The sequence below is a fragment of the Micromonospora sp. RB23 genome, from assembly GCF_053585025.1.
In genome coordinates this window covers 2,253,711-2,276,163 of the sequence record NZ_CM132111.1, presented here as the reverse complement: position 1 = coordinate 2,276,163, position 22,453 = coordinate 2,253,711, and the positions used below count along the sequence as shown (strand labels likewise).

General features: G+C 72.3%; 20 protein-coding genes. 10 read left to right on the top strand and 10 right to left on the bottom strand.

From position 1 onward, the window contains the following. Positions 1–640: 640 nt before the first annotated feature. The 6 genes from ACTFTM_RS10495 to ACTFTM_RS10470 all read right to left on the bottom strand — a co-directional run bounded on the left by ACTFTM_RS10495 (position 641) and on the right by ACTFTM_RS10470 (position 6,199). Positions 641–1,429, bottom strand: coding sequence for an ABC transporter permease (locus tag ACTFTM_RS10495; RefSeq protein ID WP_449565604.1), 789 nt, complete (start codon positions 1,427–1,429; stop codon positions 641–643). Beyond that, a complete protein-coding gene (locus ACTFTM_RS10490; protein WP_449565603.1) occupies positions 1,426–2,394 on the bottom strand; it encodes an ATP-binding cassette domain-containing protein in 969 nt (322 codons plus the stop codon). Before ACTFTM_RS10490 ends, ACTFTM_RS10495 begins: the two co-directional genes overlap by 4 nt. Before the next feature lie 32 nt (positions 2,395–2,426). Then, on the bottom strand, positions 2,427–3,269 hold the full coding sequence (locus ACTFTM_RS10485; RefSeq protein WP_449565602.1) for a DUF4097 family beta strand repeat-containing protein: 843 nt from the start codon (positions 3,267–3,269) through the stop codon (positions 2,427–2,429). 61 nt (positions 3,270–3,330) lie between these two features. Next, on the bottom strand, positions 3,331–3,858 hold the full coding sequence (locus ACTFTM_RS10480; protein WP_449565601.1) for a hypothetical protein: 528 nt from the start codon (positions 3,856–3,858) through the stop codon (positions 3,331–3,333). 69 nt (positions 3,859–3,927) lie between these two features. Next, a complete protein-coding gene (locus ACTFTM_RS10475; RefSeq protein WP_449565600.1) occupies positions 3,928–5,136 on the bottom strand; it encodes an FUSC family protein in 1,209 nt (402 codons plus the stop codon). A 94-nt stretch (positions 5,137–5,230) separates the two neighbouring features. Beyond that, positions 5,231–6,199: an SDR family NAD(P)-dependent oxidoreductase gene (locus ACTFTM_RS10470; protein WP_449565599.1), complete on the bottom strand. Its 969-nt coding sequence runs from the start codon at positions 6,197–6,199 to the stop codon at positions 5,231–5,233. A gap of 83 nt (positions 6,200–6,282) precedes the next feature. Between ACTFTM_RS10470 and ACTFTM_RS10465 the strand changes: the two genes are divergently transcribed. Beyond that, complete coding sequence (locus ACTFTM_RS10465; protein ID WP_449565598.1) at positions 6,283–7,209, top strand: AraC family transcriptional regulator; 927 nt, start codon at positions 6,283–6,285, stop codon at positions 7,207–7,209. A 152-nt stretch (positions 7,210–7,361) separates the two neighbouring features. Then, positions 7,362–9,557 (top strand): hypothetical protein, encoded by a 2,196-nt coding sequence (locus tag ACTFTM_RS10460; protein ID WP_449565597.1) that lies wholly within the window; start codon positions 7,362–7,364, stop codon positions 9,555–9,557. Between the two features lie 8 nt (positions 9,558–9,565). Here ACTFTM_RS10460 and ACTFTM_RS10455 read toward each other — a convergent pair whose 3' ends face one another. Next, on the bottom strand, positions 9,566–10,315 hold the full coding sequence (locus tag ACTFTM_RS10455) for an SDR family oxidoreductase (protein ID WP_449565596.1): 750 nt from the start codon (positions 10,313–10,315) through the stop codon (positions 9,566–9,568). 123 nt (positions 10,316–10,438) lie between these two features. Between ACTFTM_RS10455 and ACTFTM_RS10450 the strand changes: the two genes are divergently transcribed. After that, the gene (locus ACTFTM_RS10450; protein WP_449565595.1) at positions 10,439–11,089 is read left to right on the top strand and encodes a methyltransferase domain-containing protein; all 651 of its coding nucleotides are present in this window, start codon (positions 10,439–10,441) and stop codon (positions 11,087–11,089) included. Positions 11,090–11,095: 6 nt separating this feature from the next. Here the strand turns inward: ACTFTM_RS10450 and ACTFTM_RS10445 are convergent, their stop codons facing one another. Beyond that, positions 11,096–11,626, bottom strand: a complete 531-nt coding sequence (locus ACTFTM_RS10445) for an adenylate kinase (protein WP_449565594.1) — start codon at positions 11,624–11,626, stop codon at positions 11,096–11,098. Positions 11,627–11,724: 98 nt separating this feature from the next. Here ACTFTM_RS10445 and ACTFTM_RS10440 point away from each other — a divergent pair, with 98 nt between their 5' ends. The 3 genes from ACTFTM_RS10440 to ACTFTM_RS10430 are packed head-to-tail and all read left to right on the top strand — an operon-like array spanning position 11,725 to position 14,283. Continuing rightward, complete coding sequence (locus ACTFTM_RS10440; RefSeq protein ID WP_449565593.1) at positions 11,725–13,068, top strand: hypothetical protein; 1,344 nt, start codon at positions 11,725–11,727, stop codon at positions 13,066–13,068. Continuing rightward, a complete protein-coding gene (locus ACTFTM_RS10435; protein WP_449565592.1) occupies positions 13,065–13,673 on the top strand; it encodes a hypothetical protein in 609 nt (202 codons plus the stop codon). Before ACTFTM_RS10440 ends, ACTFTM_RS10435 begins: the two co-directional genes overlap by 4 nt. A gap of 4 nt (positions 13,674–13,677) precedes the next feature. After that, the gene (locus tag ACTFTM_RS10430) at positions 13,678–14,283 is read left to right on the top strand and encodes a hypothetical protein (RefSeq protein ID WP_449565591.1); all 606 of its coding nucleotides are present in this window, start codon (positions 13,678–13,680) and stop codon (positions 14,281–14,283) included. Positions 14,284–14,340: 57 nt separating this feature from the next. Here the strand turns inward: ACTFTM_RS10430 and ACTFTM_RS10425 are convergent, their stop codons facing one another. Further along, the gene (locus tag ACTFTM_RS10425) at positions 14,341–16,941 is read right to left on the bottom strand and encodes a LuxR C-terminal-related transcriptional regulator (RefSeq protein WP_449565590.1); all 2,601 of its coding nucleotides are present in this window, start codon (positions 16,939–16,941) and stop codon (positions 14,341–14,343) included. Positions 16,942–17,197: 256 nt separating this feature from the next. Between ACTFTM_RS10425 and ACTFTM_RS10420 the strand changes: the two genes are divergently transcribed. The 3 genes from ACTFTM_RS10420 (at position 17,198) to ACTFTM_RS10410 (ending at position 20,520) form a co-directional block, all read left to right on the top strand. Beyond that, entirely contained in the window at positions 17,198–18,385 is a 1,188-nt protein-coding gene (locus ACTFTM_RS10420; RefSeq protein ID WP_449565589.1) for an RNA ligase RtcB family protein, read from the top strand. After that, entirely contained in the window at positions 18,382–19,044 is a 663-nt protein-coding gene (gene prfH / locus ACTFTM_RS10415; RefSeq protein WP_449565588.1) for a peptide chain release factor H, read from the top strand. Before ACTFTM_RS10420 ends, prfH begins: the two co-directional genes overlap by 4 nt. A 90-nt stretch (positions 19,045–19,134) precedes the next feature. After that, on the top strand, positions 19,135–20,520 hold the full coding sequence (locus ACTFTM_RS10410; RefSeq protein ID WP_449565587.1) for a glycoside hydrolase family 43 protein: 1,386 nt from the start codon (positions 19,135–19,137) through the stop codon (positions 20,518–20,520). A gap of 19 nt (positions 20,521–20,539) precedes the next feature. Here the strand turns inward: ACTFTM_RS10410 and ACTFTM_RS10405 are convergent, their stop codons facing one another. Continuing rightward, complete coding sequence (locus tag ACTFTM_RS10405; RefSeq protein WP_449565586.1) at positions 20,540–21,433, bottom strand: alpha/beta fold hydrolase; 894 nt, start codon at positions 21,431–21,433, stop codon at positions 20,540–20,542. A 183-nt stretch (positions 21,434–21,616) separates the two neighbouring features. On the opposite strand from ACTFTM_RS10405, the gene ACTFTM_RS10400 reads away from it, so the two are divergent. Continuing rightward, positions 21,617–22,444: a PIG-L family deacetylase gene (locus ACTFTM_RS10400; protein WP_449565585.1), complete on the top strand. Its 828-nt coding sequence runs from the start codon at positions 21,617–21,619 to the stop codon at positions 22,442–22,444. Positions 22,445–22,453: the final 9 nt, after the last annotated feature.

The window sequence follows — 22,453 nt, the reverse complement described above, 5'->3', positions numbered from 1 at the left end:
AACAGCTCCGTAACGGAACGCGGAGGGAGCACCGACTCGGGCGCGTCGATACCGGACCGGCGCGACGCGCGCGTCCCGAGGTTTGCGGCTGCGAACCGCCACACGCGCGCGGATGTCAGCGATAACATCGGCGGCCTTGCCACCCCTGCGCGACCAGGCCCGCAGAAACGTGTTTCCGCCCGTCCGGGGCTCCATGACCCCGCACTCCGACGCCAACGGCCGCGGCAGGACGCCGGCCGGGGCGGCATGTTATCGATAACATTTGATGCCTTGACTGCGACCGACACGAGTCGATCATGGAGTTGTGGTGGGGGACCAAGCGGTTGAGTCAACCTAATCCGGGCACCACGAGTCCATGATCGGCCCGTTCGGGGGCGGGGGCGTGGCTCGTCAGTCGGCGGGGGCCAGGTCGGTGGGCCGGGTTGACAAGTCCTCCATGCCGGCGCCGACCCGACTCGGTCGGCGGTGCGGCGCCGTCCGAGCGACCGAACAACCGCTACATCGGCTACACGGCGAGCCGGTTCGGGCCCCGCCGGCCGGGCCGGAGACCACGCACCCGTCAGCGCGCGCAGCGACCGCTCGGTGACGCCGACAGCCGACGGCCCGGCCCGATCGGGGCCGGGCCGTCCGGGTCGTCGGGTCAGGCCGTCCGAGGACGGTTGTAGAGCGCCCTGGCCCAGCAGAAGCAGCCGACCGTGATGACGGCGCACCAGGCGACCGCGAGGACCCCGTTCGCGCCGATCCCACTGCCGAGCAGCAGGCCACGGAGGGTCTCCATGACCGGGGTGAAGGGCTGGTAGTCGGCGAACAGGCGTACCGGCGTCGGCATCGAGTCGGTGGGGACGAACCCGCTGCCGAGGAACGGCAGCAGCACCAGCGGCATGGGCAGGTTGCTGGCCGTCTCGACGCTCCTCGTGACCAGGCCCAGGGCGACCGACAGCCAGGTGACGGCGACGGTGACCATGGTCAGCACGCCGATCGCGGCGAGCCACTCGACGGTGTTGGCGGTGGGGCGGAACCCGACGAGCAGCGCCGCGCCGGTGACGGCCGCCAGGCTGACCATCGTCTGGCACACGCTGCCCACGACGTGACCGGTGAGAACGGACGGTCGGAAGATCGCCATCGTACGGAAACGGGCGATGATGCCCTCGGCCATGTCCATGGCGACCGAGATCGCGGTGCCCTGCGCCGCGCTGGCCACCGTGATGAGCAGGATGCCGGGGGTGACGTAGTTGGCGTACTCGGCCCGGCCGCCGGTCGGACCGAGGCCGGCGCCGAGCGTGCCGCCGAAGACGTACACGAAGAGCAGCAGGAGGATGACCGGGATGCCGACGAGCATCAGGGTCAGCGACGGGTAGCGGCGCATGTGCAGGAGGTTGCGCCGCAGCATGGTGTTGGAGTCGCGCAGGGCGAGGGTGAGGGTGCTCATCGCGCAGAGGCCCTTTCGTGGCGGGAGCGGGCGTCGGGTTGGCCGGTGAGGGCGAGGAAGACGTCGTCGAGGTCGGGGGTGTGCACGGCGAGACCGGCCACGGTGATGGCGCCCCGGTCGAGGTCGTCCAGGAGGGACCGCAGCGAACCGACCCCGCCGTCGCTCGGCACCTGGAGGGTCAGCGCGGCGTCGTCCCGGGTGGCCGCCGTGAACGTCCGGGCCGCCGAGTCGAGTTCGTCCTGGTCGGCGAAGCTCAGCACGACGTGACCGCCCGGGATGAGCCGCTTGAGCTCGTGCGGGGTGCCCTCGGCGATCAGTCGGCCGTGGTCGAGGAAGGCGACGCGGTCGGCGAGCTGGTCGGCCTCTTCCAGGTACTGGGTCGTCAGCAGGATGGTGACGCCCTCGGCGGCCAGCGCCTTGATGATGTGCCACATCGCGCGGCGACTGCGCGGATCCAGCCCGGTCGTCGGCTCGTCCAGGAAGATGACGCGCGGGTCGCCGACGAGTGTCATCGCGAGGTCGAGCCGACGGCGCATCCCGCCGGAGTACGTCGCGGCCGGCTTGTCCGCCGCCTCGGTCAGGTCGAACTGGTCGAGCAGGTCGCCGATCCGGCGGCGACCCGCTGCGCGGTCCAGGTGACACAGGTCGGCCATGAGGCGCAGGTTCTCCCGGCCGGTGAGCAGGCTGTCCACTGCGGAGAACTGGCCGGTGACGCCGATCAGCGCGCGTACGGCGTCGGCGTCGCGGGCCACGTCGTGTCCGAGGACACGGGCGTGGCCGCCGTCGGCCGGGATGAGGGTGGAGAGGATCTGCACGGTCGTGGTCTTGCCGGCCCCGTTGGGGCCGAGCAGCGCGAAGATCGTTCCCTCGGTGATCATCAGGTCGATGCCGTCGAGCACGACCGTGCCGCCGTAGGACTTGCGCAGCTCGGTGGTGACGATCGCGGGTTTGCTGCCGCCGGTCATGGGCTCCTCATTCGTGGTGGGATCGGGGTGCGTCAGGCGCGGCGGATGGTGATGTCGCCGTAGGAGGTGTTGGCGCGGATCTCGACCGTCTCGTCGGTCTCGGCCGGGCTGTCGGTCGTTTCGAGGGCGTTGTGGACGCGACCGTGTCGGGAGCTGACGTCGAGCCAGGCGGCGGTGCCGCGTCGGACGCCCACCTCGATCGCGCCGTAGGAGGTCTGTGACTCGATCGACCCGCGCACGACCTCGCCCAGCCGCACGTTGCCGTACGCGGTGCGCGCGGCCACGGAGCCGGTCGACGCGTCGACGGTGATGTCGCCGTACGCGGTGTTGATCCGGACGTCGCCTCCGCTGCGGCCGATCCAGCAGTCACCGGAGGAGTTCTTGATCTCCGCGGTGCCGTCGACCGCGCCCAGGCGCACCTTGCCGGACGACGCCTTCACCCGGGCCGAACCGGTGACACGCTCCACCAGGACCTCGCCGTGGCTGCTGTCGATCTCCAACGGCCCGGTCTCCTCCAGCCGGATCGCGCTGCCGGTCTTGATGCGGCACTCACCGAGCCGTCCCTCCCCACGGAAGGCCGCCCACGCCGCCTCGGCGTGCAGCCGCGTGCCGCTGGGCACCTCGATCAGGACGTCGACCGACGGCCCCGAGCCGAAGCCGTAGCGACGCCAGCTCTTCGGCACCCGGATGCGCAGCTGCCCGGCGGCGAAGTCGACGGTGGTCTGCTCGGCCGCGTTCACGTCGGCCTTGCTCGACGGGTCGCGGGGTCGCACCCGTACCACCGTGTCGGCGCGGTCGGTCGCGGCGATCCAGGCGTCCCCGATGGGCATCTCGACCTGGACGGAGATCGGTTCTGGTGTGTCGAAAACAGGCATGGTGGTCTCCCGGGAGGGTGTCAGCGGAGGCGGAAAAGGAGGGTGCGGGCAGGCGCGCGGGTCAGCGCGCCCAGCCGGTGACGTGCTGGCCGGACCTCGGGGGTTCCGGCCGGCGCGGCGGTTGACGGTCGGGGCCACCGGCTCCGACGGCGCCGGCGACGGCGCGCACCAGCCAGGCGTTGACGGAAAGGCCGGCACGACTCGCGGCCTCGTCGACGCTGGCCTTGAGATGGTCGGGAAGGCGGAGGTTGATCCGGGAGGTGCCACCCTCGTCGCCCTCGGGTGGCAGCAGGGGCGCCGGGGCCGGTGGTGTCTGGTCGACCTCCGCCGGCCGGTCGGTGGGTGGGGTGGCGGGCGCCACCACGAAGTCGGGCTCCCGCCCGCGCAGCCGGACGTGCACCGACCCGGGGGCGAGATCGCGGGTGATCTCGTCGGCCGCGTCGGACAGCGCCTCGAGCAGCGTGAGGTGGGTCGCCGCTTCGAGCTGGGTGAAGAGCCGTTCGGCGAGCACCCGCCCCTCCGGGTCCACGCCCTCGGCTGCCACGGCGAACTCGTTACGCAGGTTCTCGACGTACGGCCTCAAGTCCATGGCACCATCATGGCACCACTTTGGCTCAGCATGCAACACCTATGGCTCACATTGCTGCCACGACGATCATCAGTGCTGGTCACCGGGCCTTCCCGCACTGGCGAACGCACGCCGGACCAGCCGGTTCGCGGCCTCCTGGCTCAGTCCCGACGCCACCAGCAGGTCGCTGGCAGTCGTCCGGACCTGCGCCACCACGACGGCACCGGAGAAACCGACACCCTCCCGGTAGGCGTCCCCGGCGGCGCAGACCGCCGCGAGCGCCCGCTCGCGCGCCTGAACGGGTTCACGGCCGGCGGCGAACTGCCGCTTGAGCAGGCGCACCGACTCGGCCAGGTCGGCGACAGCCGTCGGCATCGGTTCCGGAACGGGCTCACCGTCCTCGATCAGGGTCACCGCCCGACGGATCAGCGTTCCCGCGTTACGCATGGCCCGGTCGACGGGCTCCGCCGTCTGCGCGTACCGGGCCACCGGTCCCCGCCGCTGATGCCAGTGCACCGGCGACAGGGCACTGGCCTCCCGGGCGCCCTGCGTCGCCTCGACGAGCGCGCCCAGCTCGCCCTTGTTCTGCCGCAACCTCGCCCGCGCGGTCAACGCGCGGTGGATGTCACCGTCGGCCAACGCGCCAGCCGTGGCGTCGAGCTGTGCGCTGAGCAGGTCCAGCGCCGGTCGCGCGGCCCGGTTGAGCACTCGCAGCGGGCTCAACGGCAGCAGGACGGCCGTCACCACCAGTGCCACGGCGCCCCCGACGAGGGCGTCCACGAAGCGGGGAATCTCCAGGTCGCGCACGGCTGGACTCAACGTGGCGATGAGCACGGCCGTGGCGCCCGCCTGGATCACCACCGCCGCGCTGCCGACGAGGAACAGCGCGACGAGGATCGCCAACACGACGATCAGGGCGAGCTGCCACCACCCGGTGCCCATCACCCCGAGCAGCAGGTCACCGACCAGCACCCCGACGGTGACGCCGATGATCAGCTCGATGGTGCGCCGCAGGCGTTGGCCGACCGACGCCGCGAGGGTGGAGACCGCGGAGATCGGCGCGAACACCGGCTGCGAGACGTGCAGCACCTCACGCGCCACCAGCCAGGACAGCGCCGCGGCCAAGCCGGCCTGCAGGGCCAGCCCCCCGATGCCCCGAACCCGCCGCGTTCGCTCCCGCAGCGTGTCCGACAGCTGGCCCCACAGCCGCGTGACGGTCGACGTCGGGCCGGACCGCGCTCCCGCGCCGGCGCGCGCCGGCGAGTCCCCGTCCGTACCGGGCCGACCGGCAGCGACCATGGCGGGCGGCTACCCCGCCGTACCCCGATCAATCCTGGACGCCGGGCGCGGCCACGCAGGCCCGCGCCGCGCCCGGCGCCGGAGGCGGTCGCGCTCAGCGCTCGGCGAGCGCCTTCTCGGCGTACGCCCAGAGCTCGTCCGCGGCCGCCGGGTCGATCGCGTGGTCCGCGACGCCGTCGGTGGCATCGGGGCCGCCGGGAACCACCTCCACCTCCTGGTTGTCGACGAAGTACCGGCCGCCGATGCCGTCGAGCAGGGGCGACGCGGCGAGCAGGACCGTGGTCGACGCGCCCTGGGCGGGCGTCTTGTAGTAGTCCGGCACCACGAGGTTGCCCGCCTCGTCCATTCCGCCGAGCGCGCGCATCGTGTCGTCGTCGAGGTGACGCTGGAGGTTGGTGTGGATGTACCCGGGGTTGAGGGCGTTGGCGGTGATCCCGTCCGCCGCCCACCGCCGGCTGATACCCACCGCCAGCAGGACGTCCGCCGTCTTCGACTGCCCGTACGCCTGCCACCGGTCGTACGGCCGCCGCTCGAAGTGGGGATCCGCGGCGTCGAACGGGGCGCTCAGGTGTGCGCCGGAGCTGACCAGCACGACCCGCGCCGCGCCCGCCGCCCGCAGGTTGTCGTGCAGTCCGACGGCCAGCGCGAAATGCCCCAGATAGTTGGTCGCGAGCTGGAGCTCCCAGCCCTGGGCCGAGAGCTGACGGGTCGGCAGGGCCATGATTCCGGCGTTGGCGACCAGCACGTCGAGCGGGCCTTCCCAGGCCGCGACGAACGCGTCGACCGACGACAGATCGGCGAGGTCGAGCGCTGACGACCGGACGGTGCCCGGCGTGTCGTCACCGGCGAACTCCGCGACGAGCCCCGCGGCCCGATCCGGGTCACGGACCGCGACCGTGACCTCCGCGCCGGCACCGGCCAGAGCGCGAACCGTCTCCAGACCGATGCCGGAGGCGCCCCCGGTGACGATCATCCGACGCCCGGTCAGGTCGACGCCGTCGAGGATTTCGGCGGCGGTGGTGCGGGCGGTGAATCCAGTGGTGAGGCGTGCGTGCGCTGTCATGTCCACCACGCTATGTACCACCGCTCTGGACTGCCTATAGTCTGGAATCCTTCATACTTTCGCGAGCGTCCAGGACGGTGAGCATGGATCCGCTCGAAGACGTGCTGGCACTGCTCGGCGCCACCGCGCACCTCTCCGCCGGACTCGTCGCCGGTGGGCGGTGGGCGGTCCGGTTCGACCCGCCGGCCGGCGCCAAGTTCAACGCCATCCGACGCGGCGGCTGCCACCTCCTCATCGAGGGTATGGCGGAACCGATCACCCTCGCCGAGGGCGACTGCTACCTGTTGACCCGGCCGGTGGCGTACACGCTCTTCAGTGCTCCCGACGTGCCGGCCCAGCCGGCGTACCCGATCTTCGCCGCCGCCGGCGACGGCGTGGCACACGCCGGCGAGGGTGCCGACATGTTCCTCATCGGTGGCGCGTTCTCCCTGGGCGACAGGGGTCGCAGCCTCCTGCTGGACGGCCTTCCGCCGGTCATCCACGTGCCGGCCGACGCTCCGGAGGCCGCCACCATCCGGTGGGCCCTCGACCAGATCGACATCGAGCTGCGGCGGCCTCAGCTCGGGTCGCGGCTCGTCGCGGAGCACCTGGCGCTCGTCCTGCTGATCCAGGTCCTGCGGGTGCACCTCGCCCGCGACCCGCAGCACACGTCCGGTTGGCTGGCCGGGCTCGCCGACCCGGTCGTCGCCCCCGCGCTACGGGCCATGCACGCCCGGCCCGCGCAGCAGTGGACGGTGGACGCGATCGCCCGCACCGCCGCCGTCTCCCGGTCCACGCTCGCCGCCCGCTTCCGGAAGGTCGTCGGCGTGGGTCCGCTGGAATACCTCACCGGATGGCGGATCGAACTCGCGGCGGACCGCATCCGGCACGGCTCCGACTCCGTCGCGGCCATCGCCCGAGCCGTCGGGTACGGCTCGGAGAGCGCCCTGAGCGTGGCCTTCAAACGGGTCACCGGCGTCTCACCACGCGCCTACCGCCAGCGGGTGGCCGGGAGCGTCCCGGGCGGATAGGCGAGGCGGCGGGGGTGACCCCGCGCGATTGGGCGCGTCCCGGCGGGGTAGACCCCGGTCCGCCACACCGGTGGTGGGCCACCCACGGGCCGATCGCCGGCACCGGGCGGTCGGGGGTGTCTCGGGGGGCGATGGCGGATGGATCAGCGCGGGTGAGCGGCCCCGACACCGCCGCCGACATCGTGGAACTGCGGGTGCACGGCGTCTCCGGCGCGAGCACCGAGCAGGTGCTCGGCCTGGCGCGGACGGTGCAGGTCGCCGGGGACCAGATGGGCGGCTTCGTCCGGGTCCGGCCGCGCTGGGCGACCCCCGAGGCGCGCGGTGTGACGCTGGAGGCGTACCGCTGGGGTGACCTGCCCTCCGGAACCGTCACCCGGACCCTGGCGCTGGTGCTGCTACTGCCGTTCCTACTGGTCAACGTGGCGATCTGGATGCGGCCGGCGAATCCCCGCTCGGAGAACGTGGTCAAGTCCCTCTGCCGCGTGCTGGCACTGACCCTGACCGTGCTGTACGTGCTCGCCATCGCCGGTGTCGCCCTCGACCTGCTCGCCTGGCACTGCCTGAACTCGCCCCGCTGCCTGGCCGGTCGCAGCTGGTTGTCCTGGTTCAGTGGTCAACCGGTGGGCCGGCGACTGGCGGTGTTCGCGCTGGTCCCGGCTGCCGCGATCGGCCTGGTGTGGCGGCTCAGCAACCGGCCCGGGCGGTCGTTCGAGGCGTTCCGCGCGCCCGACGAGGAGGTCAGCGGGCATCGGCTCAGCACGGTCGGCACGTGGGACGCGGAACCCCTGGTGGGGCGGCTGCGATCCGTACACGTCGCCACGGCGTTCGCGACGTTGAGCCTCGTCCTGCTCACCGCCCGCGCCGCGCACGGGGCCTCGGTCGCCACGATCGCCTTGGCGGTGGTCACCGGCGTGGTCCTGGCGGCCTGCGTGGCGCTGCTCTGCACGCCGGCGGCGATCGACCGGTCCCCCGCCGACCGGCGGCTCGACGCGATCACCACGGGCCTGCGGACGACCGCGACGATCCTGGCCGTCGTGGTCGTGGCCCACGTGGCGACCAGCCCGGCCGGCTGGCGCGAGGACAGCGCTCTACCCGGCTACGACAGGACGCTGGTCTGGCTGTTCGCCACGCAGACGGTCCTGCTGGCCATCCTCGGCGTGATGCTGCTCTGGCGGCGCAGAGGCAGCCCCCTGTTCGGGCTGGGAGCGCTGGTCATCGCGGCAGCGGCGATCAGCACCGCGGTGGGGTACTCCGCCGAGCTGGTGTACCGGGTGGCGGACTACCTCGACCGCGACCTGCCGACCGGGGAGGGCATCGCCACCGGCCCGCCCCGGGCGTACACCTGGGCGATCTTCGGTTTTCTCCGCACCGCGGTGATCACGGTGATCGTCGCCGTGCTGGTGGTCACGCTCTCCCGCCCCGGTCGTCGCCGCCGTGCGGCGGCGATCGTCGCCCGCGACTACCCGGACGCGCCGGCGGAGGCCCGCCCGCGACTACGGAAGGTACGCGACGCGGTGGCCCGGGCCAGCTTCACCGAACGCCTGGTGCTGCTGGGCGTGATCTTCGGCTGTCTCGCCGGGGTCGGCTCGGCCACCACCACCCTCGGCCTGTTGGGGGTGTTTCCGGGCGACGTCGTCGAGCATTTCACCAGGTTGCCGGCCGGTGCGATCACCTTCAGCATCGCGTTCACCAGTTGGGTGAAGGCGGTGGGCCTCGCCGGCCTGGTGCTCGCGGGAATCTTCGCCTACCGCACCACCAGCTTCCGACGGCACATCGGCGTCATCTGGGACCTCGGTACCTTCTGGCCCCGGGCCGCCCACCCGTTCGCGCCGCCCTGCTACGCCGAACGGGCCGTGCCGGAGCTGACGCGGCGGATCACGTACCTGGTGGAGCGCGGCGACCGCGTGCTGCTCTCCGGGCACAGCCACGGTTCGGTCCTGCTCGCCGCCGCGGTGCTCCAGTTGCCACCCCGGATCGGCAACCGGGTCGCCCTGCTCACGCACGGGTCACCGCTGCGCCGGCTCTACGCGCGGCTCTTCCCCGCCTACCTCGACGACGCGGTGCTGCGCGAGATCGGCAGCCGGGTCGGCTGGCGGTGGGTGAACCTCTGGCGTGACACCGACCCGATCGGCGGGCGCGTCTTCCCCGACCGGGGGACCGAGTCGTCCGACGGCGATCCGGCCGCCGCGGTGGACCGCCGGGAGCGCGACCCCAGCGACGTGGTGACGCCGCCCGGCGACAGCGTTCCGCCGCCGATCCTCGGGCACTGGCCGGCCGAATCCGACGAACGATTCGCGGCGGTGGTACGGGAGTTGGCGGACCGCCTGCGGCGCACACCGCCCGGTTGAGACGGTGGCTAGCCCGCCGCGCGGGCACGCCACTCGTCGAGGCCGGTGGCGGCGATGCGGGCGCCGTCGGCCGGAACGAGCGAGCGCTCGCCCAGCCTGGTGCCGAAGTAGCGAGCCTCGGGGTCGGACACGACCGAACGGGAGTCCTGGCCGGCAGCGAGGACGGACCGCCCCAGCTCGTCGAGGCGGAACTGCTCCGGGCCGGCGATCTCGACGACTCCGTTCGTCGGCGCGTCGAGCGCGACCGCGGTCACCTCGGCCGCGACGTCGTCCGCCGCCATGGGTTGGATGAGCACCGGCGCCAACCGTGCGGTGTCGCCGTCCGTGGCCGCGTCGACGATGCCCTGGAGGAACTCGAAGAACTGGGTCGCGTGGACCAGCGAGTACGGCAGACCGGACGCGGCGACGAGTTTCTCCTGTGCGACCTTCGCCCGCATGTAGCCGCTCTCCGGGAGCCGGTCGGAACCCACGATCGAGAGCACCACGTAGTGCCGCACCCCGGCGGTGGCGGCGGCGGCGAGAAGGTTGCGGGTCGACGTCTCGAAGAACTCCCGGACGGCGGTGTCCTCGAACGACGGGGAGTTCGACGTGTCCACGACGACGGCGGCGCCGTCGAGCGCCTCGGCCACACCCTCGCCGGTCAGGGTGTTCACGCCGGTCTTCGGGGACGCGGCCACCGCCTCGTGGCCCTGCCCACCGAGGTTCTGGACGACCTTGGAGCCGATGAGACCGCTCCCGCCGATGACGACGATCTTCATGATCGGACCGCTTCCGGTGTGCCGAATCGCCTGACGAACCCAGCCTACGGAGCCCGCCGGAGTGGCACGGTTGACATCGCGACTCATGATTGTCCTCGCCGCCCGCGAGTCCTGGAGGTCGACGTGGCCGCTGTCTCCCATCCGGTGTTCGCGCGGATCTACGAGCGGCTGAGCGTCGCCATGGACCGTGCCGGCACCGCCGAGTTCCGCCGCGACCTGGCCGCTGGCCTGACCGGCCGGGTGATCGAGGTCGGCGCCGGCAACGGACGCATGTTCGCGCACTACCCCCGGGCCGTGACCGAGGTCGTCGCGGTCGAGCCGGAACGCCGCCTGCGTGCCGCCGCAGTCCGGGCGGCCCCGGCCGCGCCGGTGCCGATCACGGTCGTCGACGGCCTGGCCGAGGCACTGCCCGCCGCCGACGGCGAGTTCGACGCGGCAGTGGTCGCGCTGGTGCTGTGCACCGTGCCCGACCAGGCGGCAGCGCTCGCCGAGATCCACCGCGTGCTGCGTCCCGGCGGGCAACTACGCCTCTTCGAGCACGTCGCGGCCGAGGAACCCAGCCGCCTGCGCCGGGTCCAGCGGATCTCCGACGCCACACTGTGGCCGAAGCTGTTCGCCGGCTGCCACACCGGCCGCGACACCACGGCCGCCATCGAGGCGGCCGGGTTCGTCGTCGAGGAGCTGCGGCGTTTCCGGTTCCCGACCGGCAGCTCCAGCCCCTCCTCGCCGTGCGCCCTGGGCCGGGCGATCCGGGTCGACAAGCGGCCCGGCTGAATCCGCTCATCGGGTCGGCAGGCCGGCCAGCCACTCGTCAAGGGCGGCGGGGTGCGTGAACAACAGCACCGGCGGGGCGGCCGGATCGGCCTGCCAGGCCCGCATCCGCCGCCGTGCGCGACCGAACGCGGTGACGTGCCAGAGCAGGATCGAGTCGCGGGACAGCACACTGCCGAGGGATTCGCGGTTCCCGTTGCAGATCACCTCCCCGGTGCCCAGGCGGCGCAGCGTACGACGCAGCAGACGCCCGAACGAACGCCACCGCGGGTAGTCCAGCGCCACCACCAGGTCCGCACGCGCCAACGGCACGTCCCGCCAGCCGTGGTACGCGCCGTCGAGGATCCAGGCGTCCCGGCGGCAGATCCTCTCGATGCGGCTGCGCTGCTCGGCGACCGGCACCTCGACCCACCCCGGCAGCCACAGCAGATCGTCCACCGGATACCACGGCACGCCGAGGCGCTGCGCCAACCGCGCGGCGAGCGTCGACTTGCCCGCCCCGTACACGCCGTAGACCAGGATGCGACGCGGTGCGGCCATCGCGGCAGCGTACGCCGGCCGGCGCTACGTAGTCGGGTGGACCGATGTACGTAGTGCCTGCGGACGCCGGCGACCCGGCTCGCGGCTGCAATGGACACATGACCAGCAACGAGGCCGCGAAGGCCAGCAACCCGGACAGCGCCGAGGCGATCGCCCGGCCCGCCACCGCACCGACCACACCGCCGCAACGGACCACGCCGGACGACGCACCGGCCCGGGCGGACGTCGCCCCACCGGCGCCGCCGCCGGTCCGGGCACCCGCGCCGGCCCGCGAGGCCGAGCAGGCGCAGCGCGCCGACGGGCCGCCCGCCACGGCGACGCCGGCGGCCAAGGGTGACGCCCAGGCGGCACCGGCCACGCCGACGGCGACACCGCCGACGACCATCACCGCCGACACCGTCGCCGCCCGGGCCGTCGTGCTCGACGGCGCCGACAACGCCCTCGTACTCACCAACTTCACGACCCGCGCGTACACGATCGGGATGAACGGCGGCACCAGCACCATCAGCCTGGCGAACGACAAGCGCACCTACACGACGGTCCTGGACGGGCAGAACGGCAACCTGTGGGCCGCCAACAACGTCAACAGCCGGAGCTTCAACGCCAACCAGGTCGACCTCGACGGCCCGGGCAACCACATCAAGTTCTGCCACAGCAAGACCCGCACGTACACCATCGGCATCGACGGCGAGCACAGCTCGATGTCCTTCGCCCACCCCGACACGCGGCAGTACCGACTGCTGCTCAACGGCACGACCGGCGACGTCTGGGCCGCCAACAACGTGAACAGTCCCAGTGTCACGGCCACCAACGTGTCCGCGACCAACGCGGTCAACTCCAAGGTCGTCGCGGCGAACGAGGTCGACCTCGACGGCGCCAACAACCACATCAAGTTCTGCCACAGCAAGACCCGTACCTACACCGTCGCGATCAGCGGTGACCAGAGTTCGATGTCCTTCGCCAACCCGGACACCCGGGCGTACACGGTGGTCATCGACGGGGTGCACGGCGACATCTCGCTCAGCAACGCCGACCTGGCCGAGGAGTTCGACGTCGCGGCCGGTCACCTGCCGTCGGCGATCCCGGGCGCGGTGCTCGTGATCGGCGAGACCGGCGCGTTGGAACTGGCCGACAAGCCGTACGACACCGCGGTGGCCGGCGTGGTGTCCGGCGCCGGCAGCTTCGCGCCGGCGATGGTGCTGGACCGGCGACCGGACAGCGACCAGCGGCGGCCGCTGGCCCTGGCCGGCAAGGTCTACTGCCTGGTCGACGCGACGCACGGCGCGGTGCGCCCCGGCGACCTGCTGACCACCTCCCCCACCCGGGGACACGCCATGCGGGTGGCCGATCCGCTCAAGGCGGTGGGCGCGATCCTGGGCAAGGCGCTCGGGCCGCTGCCGACCGGTCGGGCGTTGGTGCCGATCATGGTGACCACGTCATGACCAGTCTGCGTCAGGCCGCCAACAGGTACCTGCGGTTCGAAGCGCCCGTGACGGTACGGCAGGTCGGTGCGGAAGTCGGCCACCCCACCGGATCGACCCGACGGCTGCTGGCACAACTCGAACAGACCTCGGTCGAGTGGTTCTCCGGGAGCCTGTTGCCCTCCAGCGTCAAGGGGTCGGCATCGCTGCGGCTGTTCAGCGACGGCGGCTACATGTTCGACGGACACGTGCACGAGAACGGCGCGGTCACCCACCGGTGGTCGCTGGTCGCCACACCGGCGTTCGTGGACGACGACGGCAACGCCTTCGTCTTCGCCCAGAGCGGCAAGGTGTCGGACAACTCGAGCACCGACACCTTCGCCGAGCACGGGCAGGATCCGAGGATCGGTCAGTACTGGGATCAGCTCAGCACCGCCACCGTGAACTTCCGGCTGAGCGTGCAGATGAACGTGGGAGAGCTGATCGGCAACATCGTGAAGTGGATCCCGAAGGTGCTCATCGGCGTGGTGATCCTCGGGTGGGCCCTGTTCCTCGGCCAGCCCGGCAAGATCCACGCGTACAAGGACGAGAACGGCACCGCGCACTTCTGGAAGTCGAGGGACTGAGGCCGTGGCCAGCGTTCGTACGGCCGCCGCGCAGTACCTCGACATCCGGGCGCCGCTGACCCTGCGGCAGGTGGGTACGCGGGTCGGCCATCCTTCCGGGTCGACGAGGGTGGCGATGGACCGGTTGGAGCAGCAGTGGAGTGAGACGTTCTCCGGCAGCCTGTTGCCGTCGAGCGTCAAGGGCACCGCCTGGTTGCGGATGGCCAGCGACGGTCACTACTGGTTCCAGGGGCACGTGCACGAGAACGGCTTCCTCAGTCACAGCTGGAGTTTCGCCGCCGGGCCGAACGTCGCCGACGAGAACGGGAACGTGTTCGTGGCCATCGCCACCGGCCGGGTGACCGACGACCACAGCAGCGACGACTTCGATATCAGCGGCCAGGACCCGCGCATCGCCGAGTTGTGGGAGCAGATCCGGTACGCGCCGGTCAGCTTCCGGCTCGACGTCACGGCCAACTTCGCCGAGGTGGCCAAGAAGGTGGGCATGGCGATCCTGACCGGGTTGGGTTTCACTTTCGTGATCGGCTCGATCAACGTCCTCGGCGCCAAGGGCGCCGACTGTCGCGAGGACTCCAACGGCCGGGTCACCTGTTACACGAAGAACCAGTAGGCCCCCCTCGGCGGCGGCCGTGGCACGCACGTCGCGCCACGGCCACCGCCGGTGGCCTCAGCCAGCCGGTCGGAGGGCGTCGGACAGGTCCCGCCGCGAGGTGACCGCCAGCTTGCGGTAGGCCCGACCCAGATGTGTCTGCACGGTACGCACCGACAGCACCAACGCCTCGGCGATCTCCCGGTCCGACAGGCCCCGGGCGGCGAACCCGGCGATCTGCCGCTCCCGCGCGGTCAGCCCCGCCACCCGCGCGGGGTCGTCCCGCACCGCCGACCGCAGCCGGGCCCGCAGGTCGACGGCGAGCCGGGCCGTGTCGGTGACCCCGGACCGCTGGCCGACCTCGGCGGCCACCCTCAGCGCCTCGCCCGTCATGTTCAGGTCCACGAGGCGGTGCGCGTGCTCCAGGATCACGGTGGGATCGCGTCCGGCCAGCGCGATCACCGCCCGGCCGGCGGCGACGAGCCGCTCGGCGTCCACGTGGCCGATGGCCTCGGCGATGCGGTCGGCGTAGCGGGCCGGACCGGCGACCGGGTCCAGGTGCGCGGCATAGATGAGATAGCCCAGTTCCACCAGCCAACTCCCGGAGGCGTGCGCGACGACGATCGCCTCGTCTATCAGCTCGCCCGCCCGAGGGCGCCGGCCGGTCGCCGCGGCGATCGCCGCCAGCGCCCACGGGCGCAGCCCCGGGACCAGCGCGACCGCGTCGACGGGATGCTCCCGTAGCACCGCCTCCGCCTCGTCCGGGCGGCCGTCCTCGGCCAGGGTGATGGCCAGCCAGCCGGTCGCCTCGGCGCGGAACATGCCGTTGCCACCGGCCTGTTGGGCGACGGCGTCCCGGAGCCGGCTGATCGCGCCCGCCCGATTCCCGCTGACCCGCTGGGCGTACCCGTCGAAGAGGGGCCAGGCGGTGGGGGACAGACCGGACACGAGCGGATCCGGGGGCAGCGGCCACCGGCCGGTGGCCGGGTCGGTGACCGGACCGGTCGGGGTGGGCTGCCGCCACAACTCGGCCAGCGCCAGCGCGGCCCCGGCCATGCCGCGGACCTGCGGCATGGCCGACGAACCGGACCGCTCCAGCGCCTCGACCACCGTGCGGCCCACCCGTACCGCCTCCTCGGTGCGTCCGGCCAGCACCAGCGCCGCTACCGACGCCAGCGTGACCCGTAGCCGCGGGCCGCGCGGAAGTGACTCCCCCAGGAGCTGACGAGCGCTCGCCAACGCCCGCGCCGCCTCGCCGCTGAACAGCTCGATCAGCACGCCGAGCGCGGCCGACTCCGCTCGACCGGCCAGGTCACCGGCCGCCTCGGCGTCCGCGCGCAGTCGCCGCAGGTCGTCGTACGCCTGCCGCGGCTCCCGCCCGACCCAGAGGCGGTGCCTGGCCAGGGCCATGCCCACCGTCACCCGGGCGGTCGGGTCACCGGCCGCCTCGGCATCCCGTGCGGCGGTACGCAGCGTCTCGTACGCCTCGACGGCGCGGCCCTGCTCGACGAGGGCCGCGCCGAGCGCGACCGCCGCCGCTGCCCCGCCGCCCTCCTGCCAGGCCCGCCGGGCCAGCTGTTCCGAGGCGGCCGGGTCGGCGTACAGGCAGAGGCCGGCCGATCTGACCAGCTCCGGCGGGTCGACCGGCTGCCCGGCGTGCACCGCCCACAGGGCGCGGGCCACCGCGTGCGACCCGCGCGGCGTCGTCTGCCGCGTGCCGGCCAGCAGCGCGGCGGCGACGCGGCGACGTCGGGCGGCTGACATGCGGCGGCGTACCGCCGCGCCGAGCATCGGATCGCGCAACCGCACCAGGACCTCGTCGCCGCGCTCCTCGCTGCGGACCATGCCGAGCTGTTCGAGGTCGGCGAGCAGTTCCGGCGACGCGGCGGCCTCCGCGACGGGCATCGGCAGGGGGCCGCCGAGCGCCATCGCGGCCAGTGCCTCCTCGCCGGGGCGGCCGACGCGGTCCAGCTCCCGGTCGAGCAGGTCTGCCACCTGCGTCGGCACCGCCAGGCCGGCGCGCCAGCGCCACTGGTCGCTGTCGCGCGCCAGCGAACCGACCTCCTGCCCGTGGTCGAGCAACGCCACCGCCAGGTGTGGCAGCCCGCCGGTCCACTGCCACAGCAGGTGGGTGGTGGAGCGGCTGACCGGACCCGCCAACCGCTCCGTCGCCAACGCGCCGACCTCGGCCTCGGTCAGGGCGGGCACCACCAGCCGGGACAGTCCCACGTCCTTCCACAGCGCGACGACCGCGTCCGGCGCCGGGACCCCCGACCGGACGGTGACCAGGGCCCGGACCGCTCGGGCCTGCACGAGGCCGAGCAGCACACCGGCGGACGGTCCGTCGAGCAGATGGGCGTCGTCGACGACCAGCACGGGCGTACGGGCCGGGCCGCACCGTTCGACCAGACCTGTCAGCACGGTGCTGTGCACGAGGGCCGGATGCAGAGCGGGGTGGCCGCCGGTGAGGAGTCGACCGAGGGCCCCGAAGGGCACCTCCTTGCTCGCCTCGGTGGCGGTGATCCACACCGCGGCGAACAGTCGCGGCGGCAACTCGGCGACGACCGCCCGGGCGAGGGCCGTGCGACCCACCCCCGCCGGACCGATGAGGACGGCGCCGTCGGCCCGCACCAGCGCGGCGCGGGCCTCGGCGAGCATGCCGTCACGCCCCGTCAGCATTCCCGGATGATGACGGGACAGCCGCGTCCCAGGCCATCACCCATCCGACAGATGGCAAGCGGCGTCAATTGGTCACACGGGGCGACCAGGGGTCCACGCCCCACCGATAACCGGTTGCCGTGCGCCACGGACGTCGCCAGAGTGGTGCCCATGACGTACTGACGGACCCACCTGAGCACCGCGCCGGGGCCACTTCACGCCGCCCGGCGTCGTATCGCCGTCCGTCCACTTGCGATTTCGCGAGAAATGAGCGTCGTTGTCCGAGCACCTCTTCCCTCGGGAAGCTTCGTCCCCGTCCACCCCTGCCACCGTCACGGTGTTCGCGTCCCCCACGAGCTGGATGGAGTCCGCCGCGCTCGACCAGTGCCGCCAGGTGGCCGCCCTCGACGGCATGGTCCACGTCGCCGGCATGCCGGACCTGCACCCGGGCAAGGGCGCCCCGATCGGCGCGGCCATGGCGTCCACCGTCCTCTACCCGTTCCTGGTCGGCTCGGACATCGGCTGCGGTATCGCGGTGTTCCCCATTCGACTCCGGCGCGTCGTACCCGAACGACTGGCTGCCCGGTTCCCCGACCTCGACCGCGCGCTGGACCCGGAGCGGGACGCCGACGACCCCGCCTGGTCCGTCCTCTCCGGCGATGTTCCCGCCGGCCACCTCGACGGGCTCGGTACGGTCGGCCGCGGTAACCACTTCGTCGAGCTGGCCCGCGTCGACACCGTCTTCGCGCCCGAGCACGCCCGCCGTCTCGGGCTGGCAACCGGTGACCTCGTCCTCGTCGTGCACAGCGGTTCGCGGGGTCTGGGTGAGCGGATCCTGCGCACGCACACCGGGACGCACGGTGCGGGACCCGCGCCGGACCCGGCCGCGTACCTGACCCGGCACGACGAAGCTGTGCGCTGGGGCTCGCTCAACCGGCGGCTGCTGGCCGCCCGGGTCGCGTACGCCCTCGGGGCCGAGCCGACCGAGCCGGTCGTCGACCAGTGCCACAACCTGGTCGAGGTGCGCGACGGCGTCTACCTGCACCGCAAGGGAGCGGCGCCCGGTGATGGGCGCGACGTGCTCGTCGCCGGTACGCGGGGCACCGCGTCGTACCTGGTGGCGGCCCACGCCGGGGTGGACGCCAACCACTCGGTGGCGCACGGCGCGGGTCGGAAGATGTCCCGCGCCGACGCGCTGCGCCGGGGCCGCGCCAAGCACACGGTCGAGGAGCTGCGGCGCACCCCGGTGGGTTCGCTCGTGGTGTGCGGCGACCGCCAGTTGCTCTTCGAGGAGGCACCCACCGCGTACAAGCGGATCGAGCAGGTGATCGGCGACCTCGTCGCGCACCGGCTCGCCACGCCGGTGGCCACCACGATCCCCCTGGTCACCTACAAGACGCCGGACGTCGGTGCCGTACCCCGGTCGGACCGGCGGGACCAGCGTCACGGGCGGGGTCGGTCGTGAGCACGGACCTGCTGTTGTCCGCCGGCCGTGGGCCGCGGGAGTGCGCGTGGGCGCTGGCCCACCTGTTGCGCCGGCTGGAGGGTGACGCCACCCGGCGGGGCGTGGCGGTCCAGCGGATACATGCGGTGCCCGGTGAACGGCCCGGCACCTACCGGTCGGTGCTGATCCGGCTGTCCGGCGTCGACGTCGAGGCGTTCGCGGCCTCCTGGACGGGGACGTTGTGCTGGCAGGCGCCCAGCCCCTACCGGGCGAGCACGGGTCGAAAGAACTGGTACGTGACGGCGCAACCCCCGCCGAGCGACGCGCCGACGACGACGTTCGCCGAGGCCGACGTCGACATCGTCGGCTGCCGCACCGGCGGTCCCGGGGGCCAGCACCGGAACAAGGCCAGCACGGCGGTACGCGCCACCCACCGCCCCTCGGGCCTCGTCGTGGTGGTGGACGACGAACGGCAGTTCAGTCAGAACCGGCGCATCGCCCTCGAACTGCTGCGACAGCGTGTCGAGAGCGGCGACGAGGCGGCCCGCCGCGCGGTCACCGCAGCCCGTTGGCGCATGCACGACGGCCTCGTGCGGGGCGACCCGACCCGGGTCGAACGACCGGAGCCGGTGGCCACGCCACGCGGACAGCGGCACGGGCGGACGGTCTCCGGGCGCTGAGAGTGCGGGGTTGCGGGCGTGTCGGTGACATCGTATGTTACCGATCACATCGATCAGCTCGAATGAATTACTCGCAGAATGGTCGCCGCCGTGCCTCTGACCCGACGTGCGTTCACCCTGGGCGCGCTGTCCACCGCCGCTGCCGCCACCGGCGTGCTGAGCCTGCCCCGCACCGCCCTCGCCGCGCCGAACACCTCGTACGTGATGGCGTACTTCACCGAGTCGCCGCAGGGCCTGGGAGCTGACTACGGGCTGCATCTCGCCGTCAGCCGCGACGGTCTCAACTGGACGCCGCTGAACCAGAACAACCCCGTCGTCACGCCGACCGCCGGGCAGCTGGGCCTGCGGGACCCGTTCGTCCTGCGCAAGCAGGACGGCACCTTCGTGGTGCTGGCCACCGACCTCAAGGGCACCAACTGGAACCAGACCAGCCAGTACCTGCACGTGTGGGACTCGATCGACCTGACCAGCTTCACCGGCTACCGCCGGATCCGGATGCACACCCTGAACACCCACACGTGGGCGCCGACCGCCTTCTGGGACGCCGCGCGCGGGCAGTACGCCATCGTCTACTCGGCGAACAACGGCCAGGACGTGTTCCTGGTCAACTACACCAGCGACTTCCGGACGGTCAGCTCGCCGCAGGTGTTCTTCAGCCCGGGCTTCGGGGTCCTCGACGGCGACGTCGTCGTCGACGGCGGCACCACCTACCTGTACTACAAGAACCTCGCCAACGGGAACCTGTACGGCGCCCGGTCCGGCACCGGCGCGCCGAACAGCTTCACCACGTACACCTCGGAACTTCTCCAGGGCAGCGGCATCGAGGCGCCGTTGCTGGTCAAGGCCGTCGACGGCAGCGGCTGGCGGCTGTGGGGCGACTCGTACAGCCCGGTCAACAACGACTACTACGCCTGGTCGACCACCGCCATCGGGGGCAACTCCTGGACGCCGCTGAACCAGCGCGACTACACCCCGCCGTTGAACTCGAAGCACGGGTCGATGACCGGCATCAGCGACGCGGAGTACGCCGGTCTCGTCGGGCGCTGGGGAACGCCGAACTGGGTCCGGCTGAAGTCCTCCAACCTGCCGGACCGTTACGTGCGGCACTACAACTACGTGGCCCGCGTCGACACGTACCCGTTCGACCCGTACCAGGACCAGTTGTGGCGGCTGGTTCCCGGCCTCGCCGACGCCGCCGGGGTGTCGTTCGAGTCGGTGAACAAGCCCGGGTACTTCCTGCGCCACTACAACTACGAGGTACGGCTGGAAGTCACCGACAACACCTCGGTGTTCCGGGCCGACGCGACCTTCTACCGCACGGCCGGACTGGCCGACGCCTCCTGGACGTCGTTCCGCTCCTACAACTTCCCGACCCGCTACCTGCGGCACTACAACTACGTGCTGCGCATCGACCCGCTGAGCGCCAGCTCCAGCGCCACGGACCGGCAGGACGCCACCTTCCGGATCACCTCGTAGGGGCGCCAGGCGCGGCGGCTCACACCTCCAGGACGGCGTCGGCGAACGCCCTCGGCGCCTCCTGGGGCAGGTTGTGCCCGATGCCACCACCGACGGTCCGGTGCTCGTACCGGCCGGAGAACTGCTTGCCGTAGACGCTGGGGTCCAGGTGGGGCGCGCCGTTGGCGTCACCCTCCAGGGTGATGCTGGGCACCGTGATCTTCGGCTTGCCGGCCAGGCGCTTCTCCACCTCGTCGTACTGCGGTTCGCCCTCGGCCAGGGCCAGCCGCCACCGGTAGTTGTGGATCACGACGTCGACGTGGTCGGGATTGTCGAACGCGGCCGCGCTGCGGTCGAACGTCGCGTCGTCGAACGTCCACTTCGGCGATGCCGTCTGCCAGATCAGCCGGGCGAAGTCGCGGCGATTGCGGTCGTATCCCTGCCGACCGCGCTCGGTGGCGAAGTAGTACTGGTACCACCAGGAGAACTCGGCCTTCGGCGGCAGCGGCACCCGGCCCGACTCCTGACCGTCGACCAGGTAACCGCTCACCGACACCAGGCCGGAACAGCGCTCGGGCCACAGCGCGGCAACGACGTCGGCCGTACGCGCTCCCCAGTCGAATCCGGCCAGCTTCGCGCTGTCGATGTCCAGGGCGTCCATGAGGGCGACGAGGTCGAGCCCCATGGCGGCCGGCTCACCATTGCGGACGGCGTCGTCGGCGAGGAAGCGGGTCGTGCCGTAACCCCGCAGGTACGGCACGACGACCCGATGGCCGGCGTCGGTGAGCAGCGGCACGACGTCGACGAAGCTGTGGATGTCGTACGGCCAGCCGTGCAACAGGATCACGGGCGGCCCGTCCGGCGGCCCGGCATCGACGTACCCGACGTTCAGGACCCCGGCGTCGATCTGTCGCACGTCATCGAAGACCGCCATGGACCGGTACCCTTCGTCGAGGCTGTTGGCGCGCGGCATCGGGTGTGCCGCCCGCCCCCGACAGCGTAGGAATCCCCGCGCGGCCCCGCGGCGCGTTGGGCGAAGACGCCAGGGCCGGCCGGTGGATGGCTAGGATGCGCCGCCGAGCCCGTCGAGGCGTGCCGCTGGCCGTAGGGTGATGACATGGCTGAGCGATCCCTGACCCTGATGGCGGTGCACGCGCACCCCGACGACGAGGCGACGAGCACCGGTGGCGTCCTCGCCCGGTATGCCGCCGAGGGCGTCACCACGGTCCTTGTGACCTGCACGGACGGGCGGTGCGGCGACGGGCCGGGCGGGGTCAAGCCCGGCGAGCCCGGTCACGACCCGGCCGCCGTCGTGGCGATGCGTCAGGCCGAGCTGGAGGTCAGCGCGGCCACGTTGAAGGTCACCCACCTGGAGACGCTCGGCTACGCCGACTCCGGGATGATGGGTTGGTCGACGAACGACCAGCCCGGCTCCTTCTGGACGACGCCGGTCGCGCAGGCCGCGGACCGGCTCGCCGAGCTGATCCGCCGGTACCGGCCGGACGTCGTCGTGACCTACGACGAGAACGGCTTCTACGGTCACCCCGACCACATCCAGGCGCACCGCATCACCATGGCCGCCGTGGCGCAGACCGACGTCCCCGCGAAGGTCTACTGGACCACGGTGCCCCGCACGGCGTTCGAGGAGTTCGGCCGGGTCATGAAGGAGCTCGGGGTCGAGTGGGCCGAGCCGGACGAGTCGTCGGACATGCCCGAGCTGGGTCTCCCCGACGACGAGATCACCACCTGGGTCGACACCCGCGCCCAGGGCCCGCAGAAGTTCGCGGCCCTGGCCGCGCACGCCAGCCAGACCGAGAACATCTTCTTCCTTCAGCTCGGTCAGGAGCGGTTCACCGAGTTGATGGGCGTGGAGACCTTCGTCCGGGTACGGGACACGACCGACGCGCCCGTTCCCGAGGACGACCTCTTCGCCGGCCTGCGCTGACACGTGCCG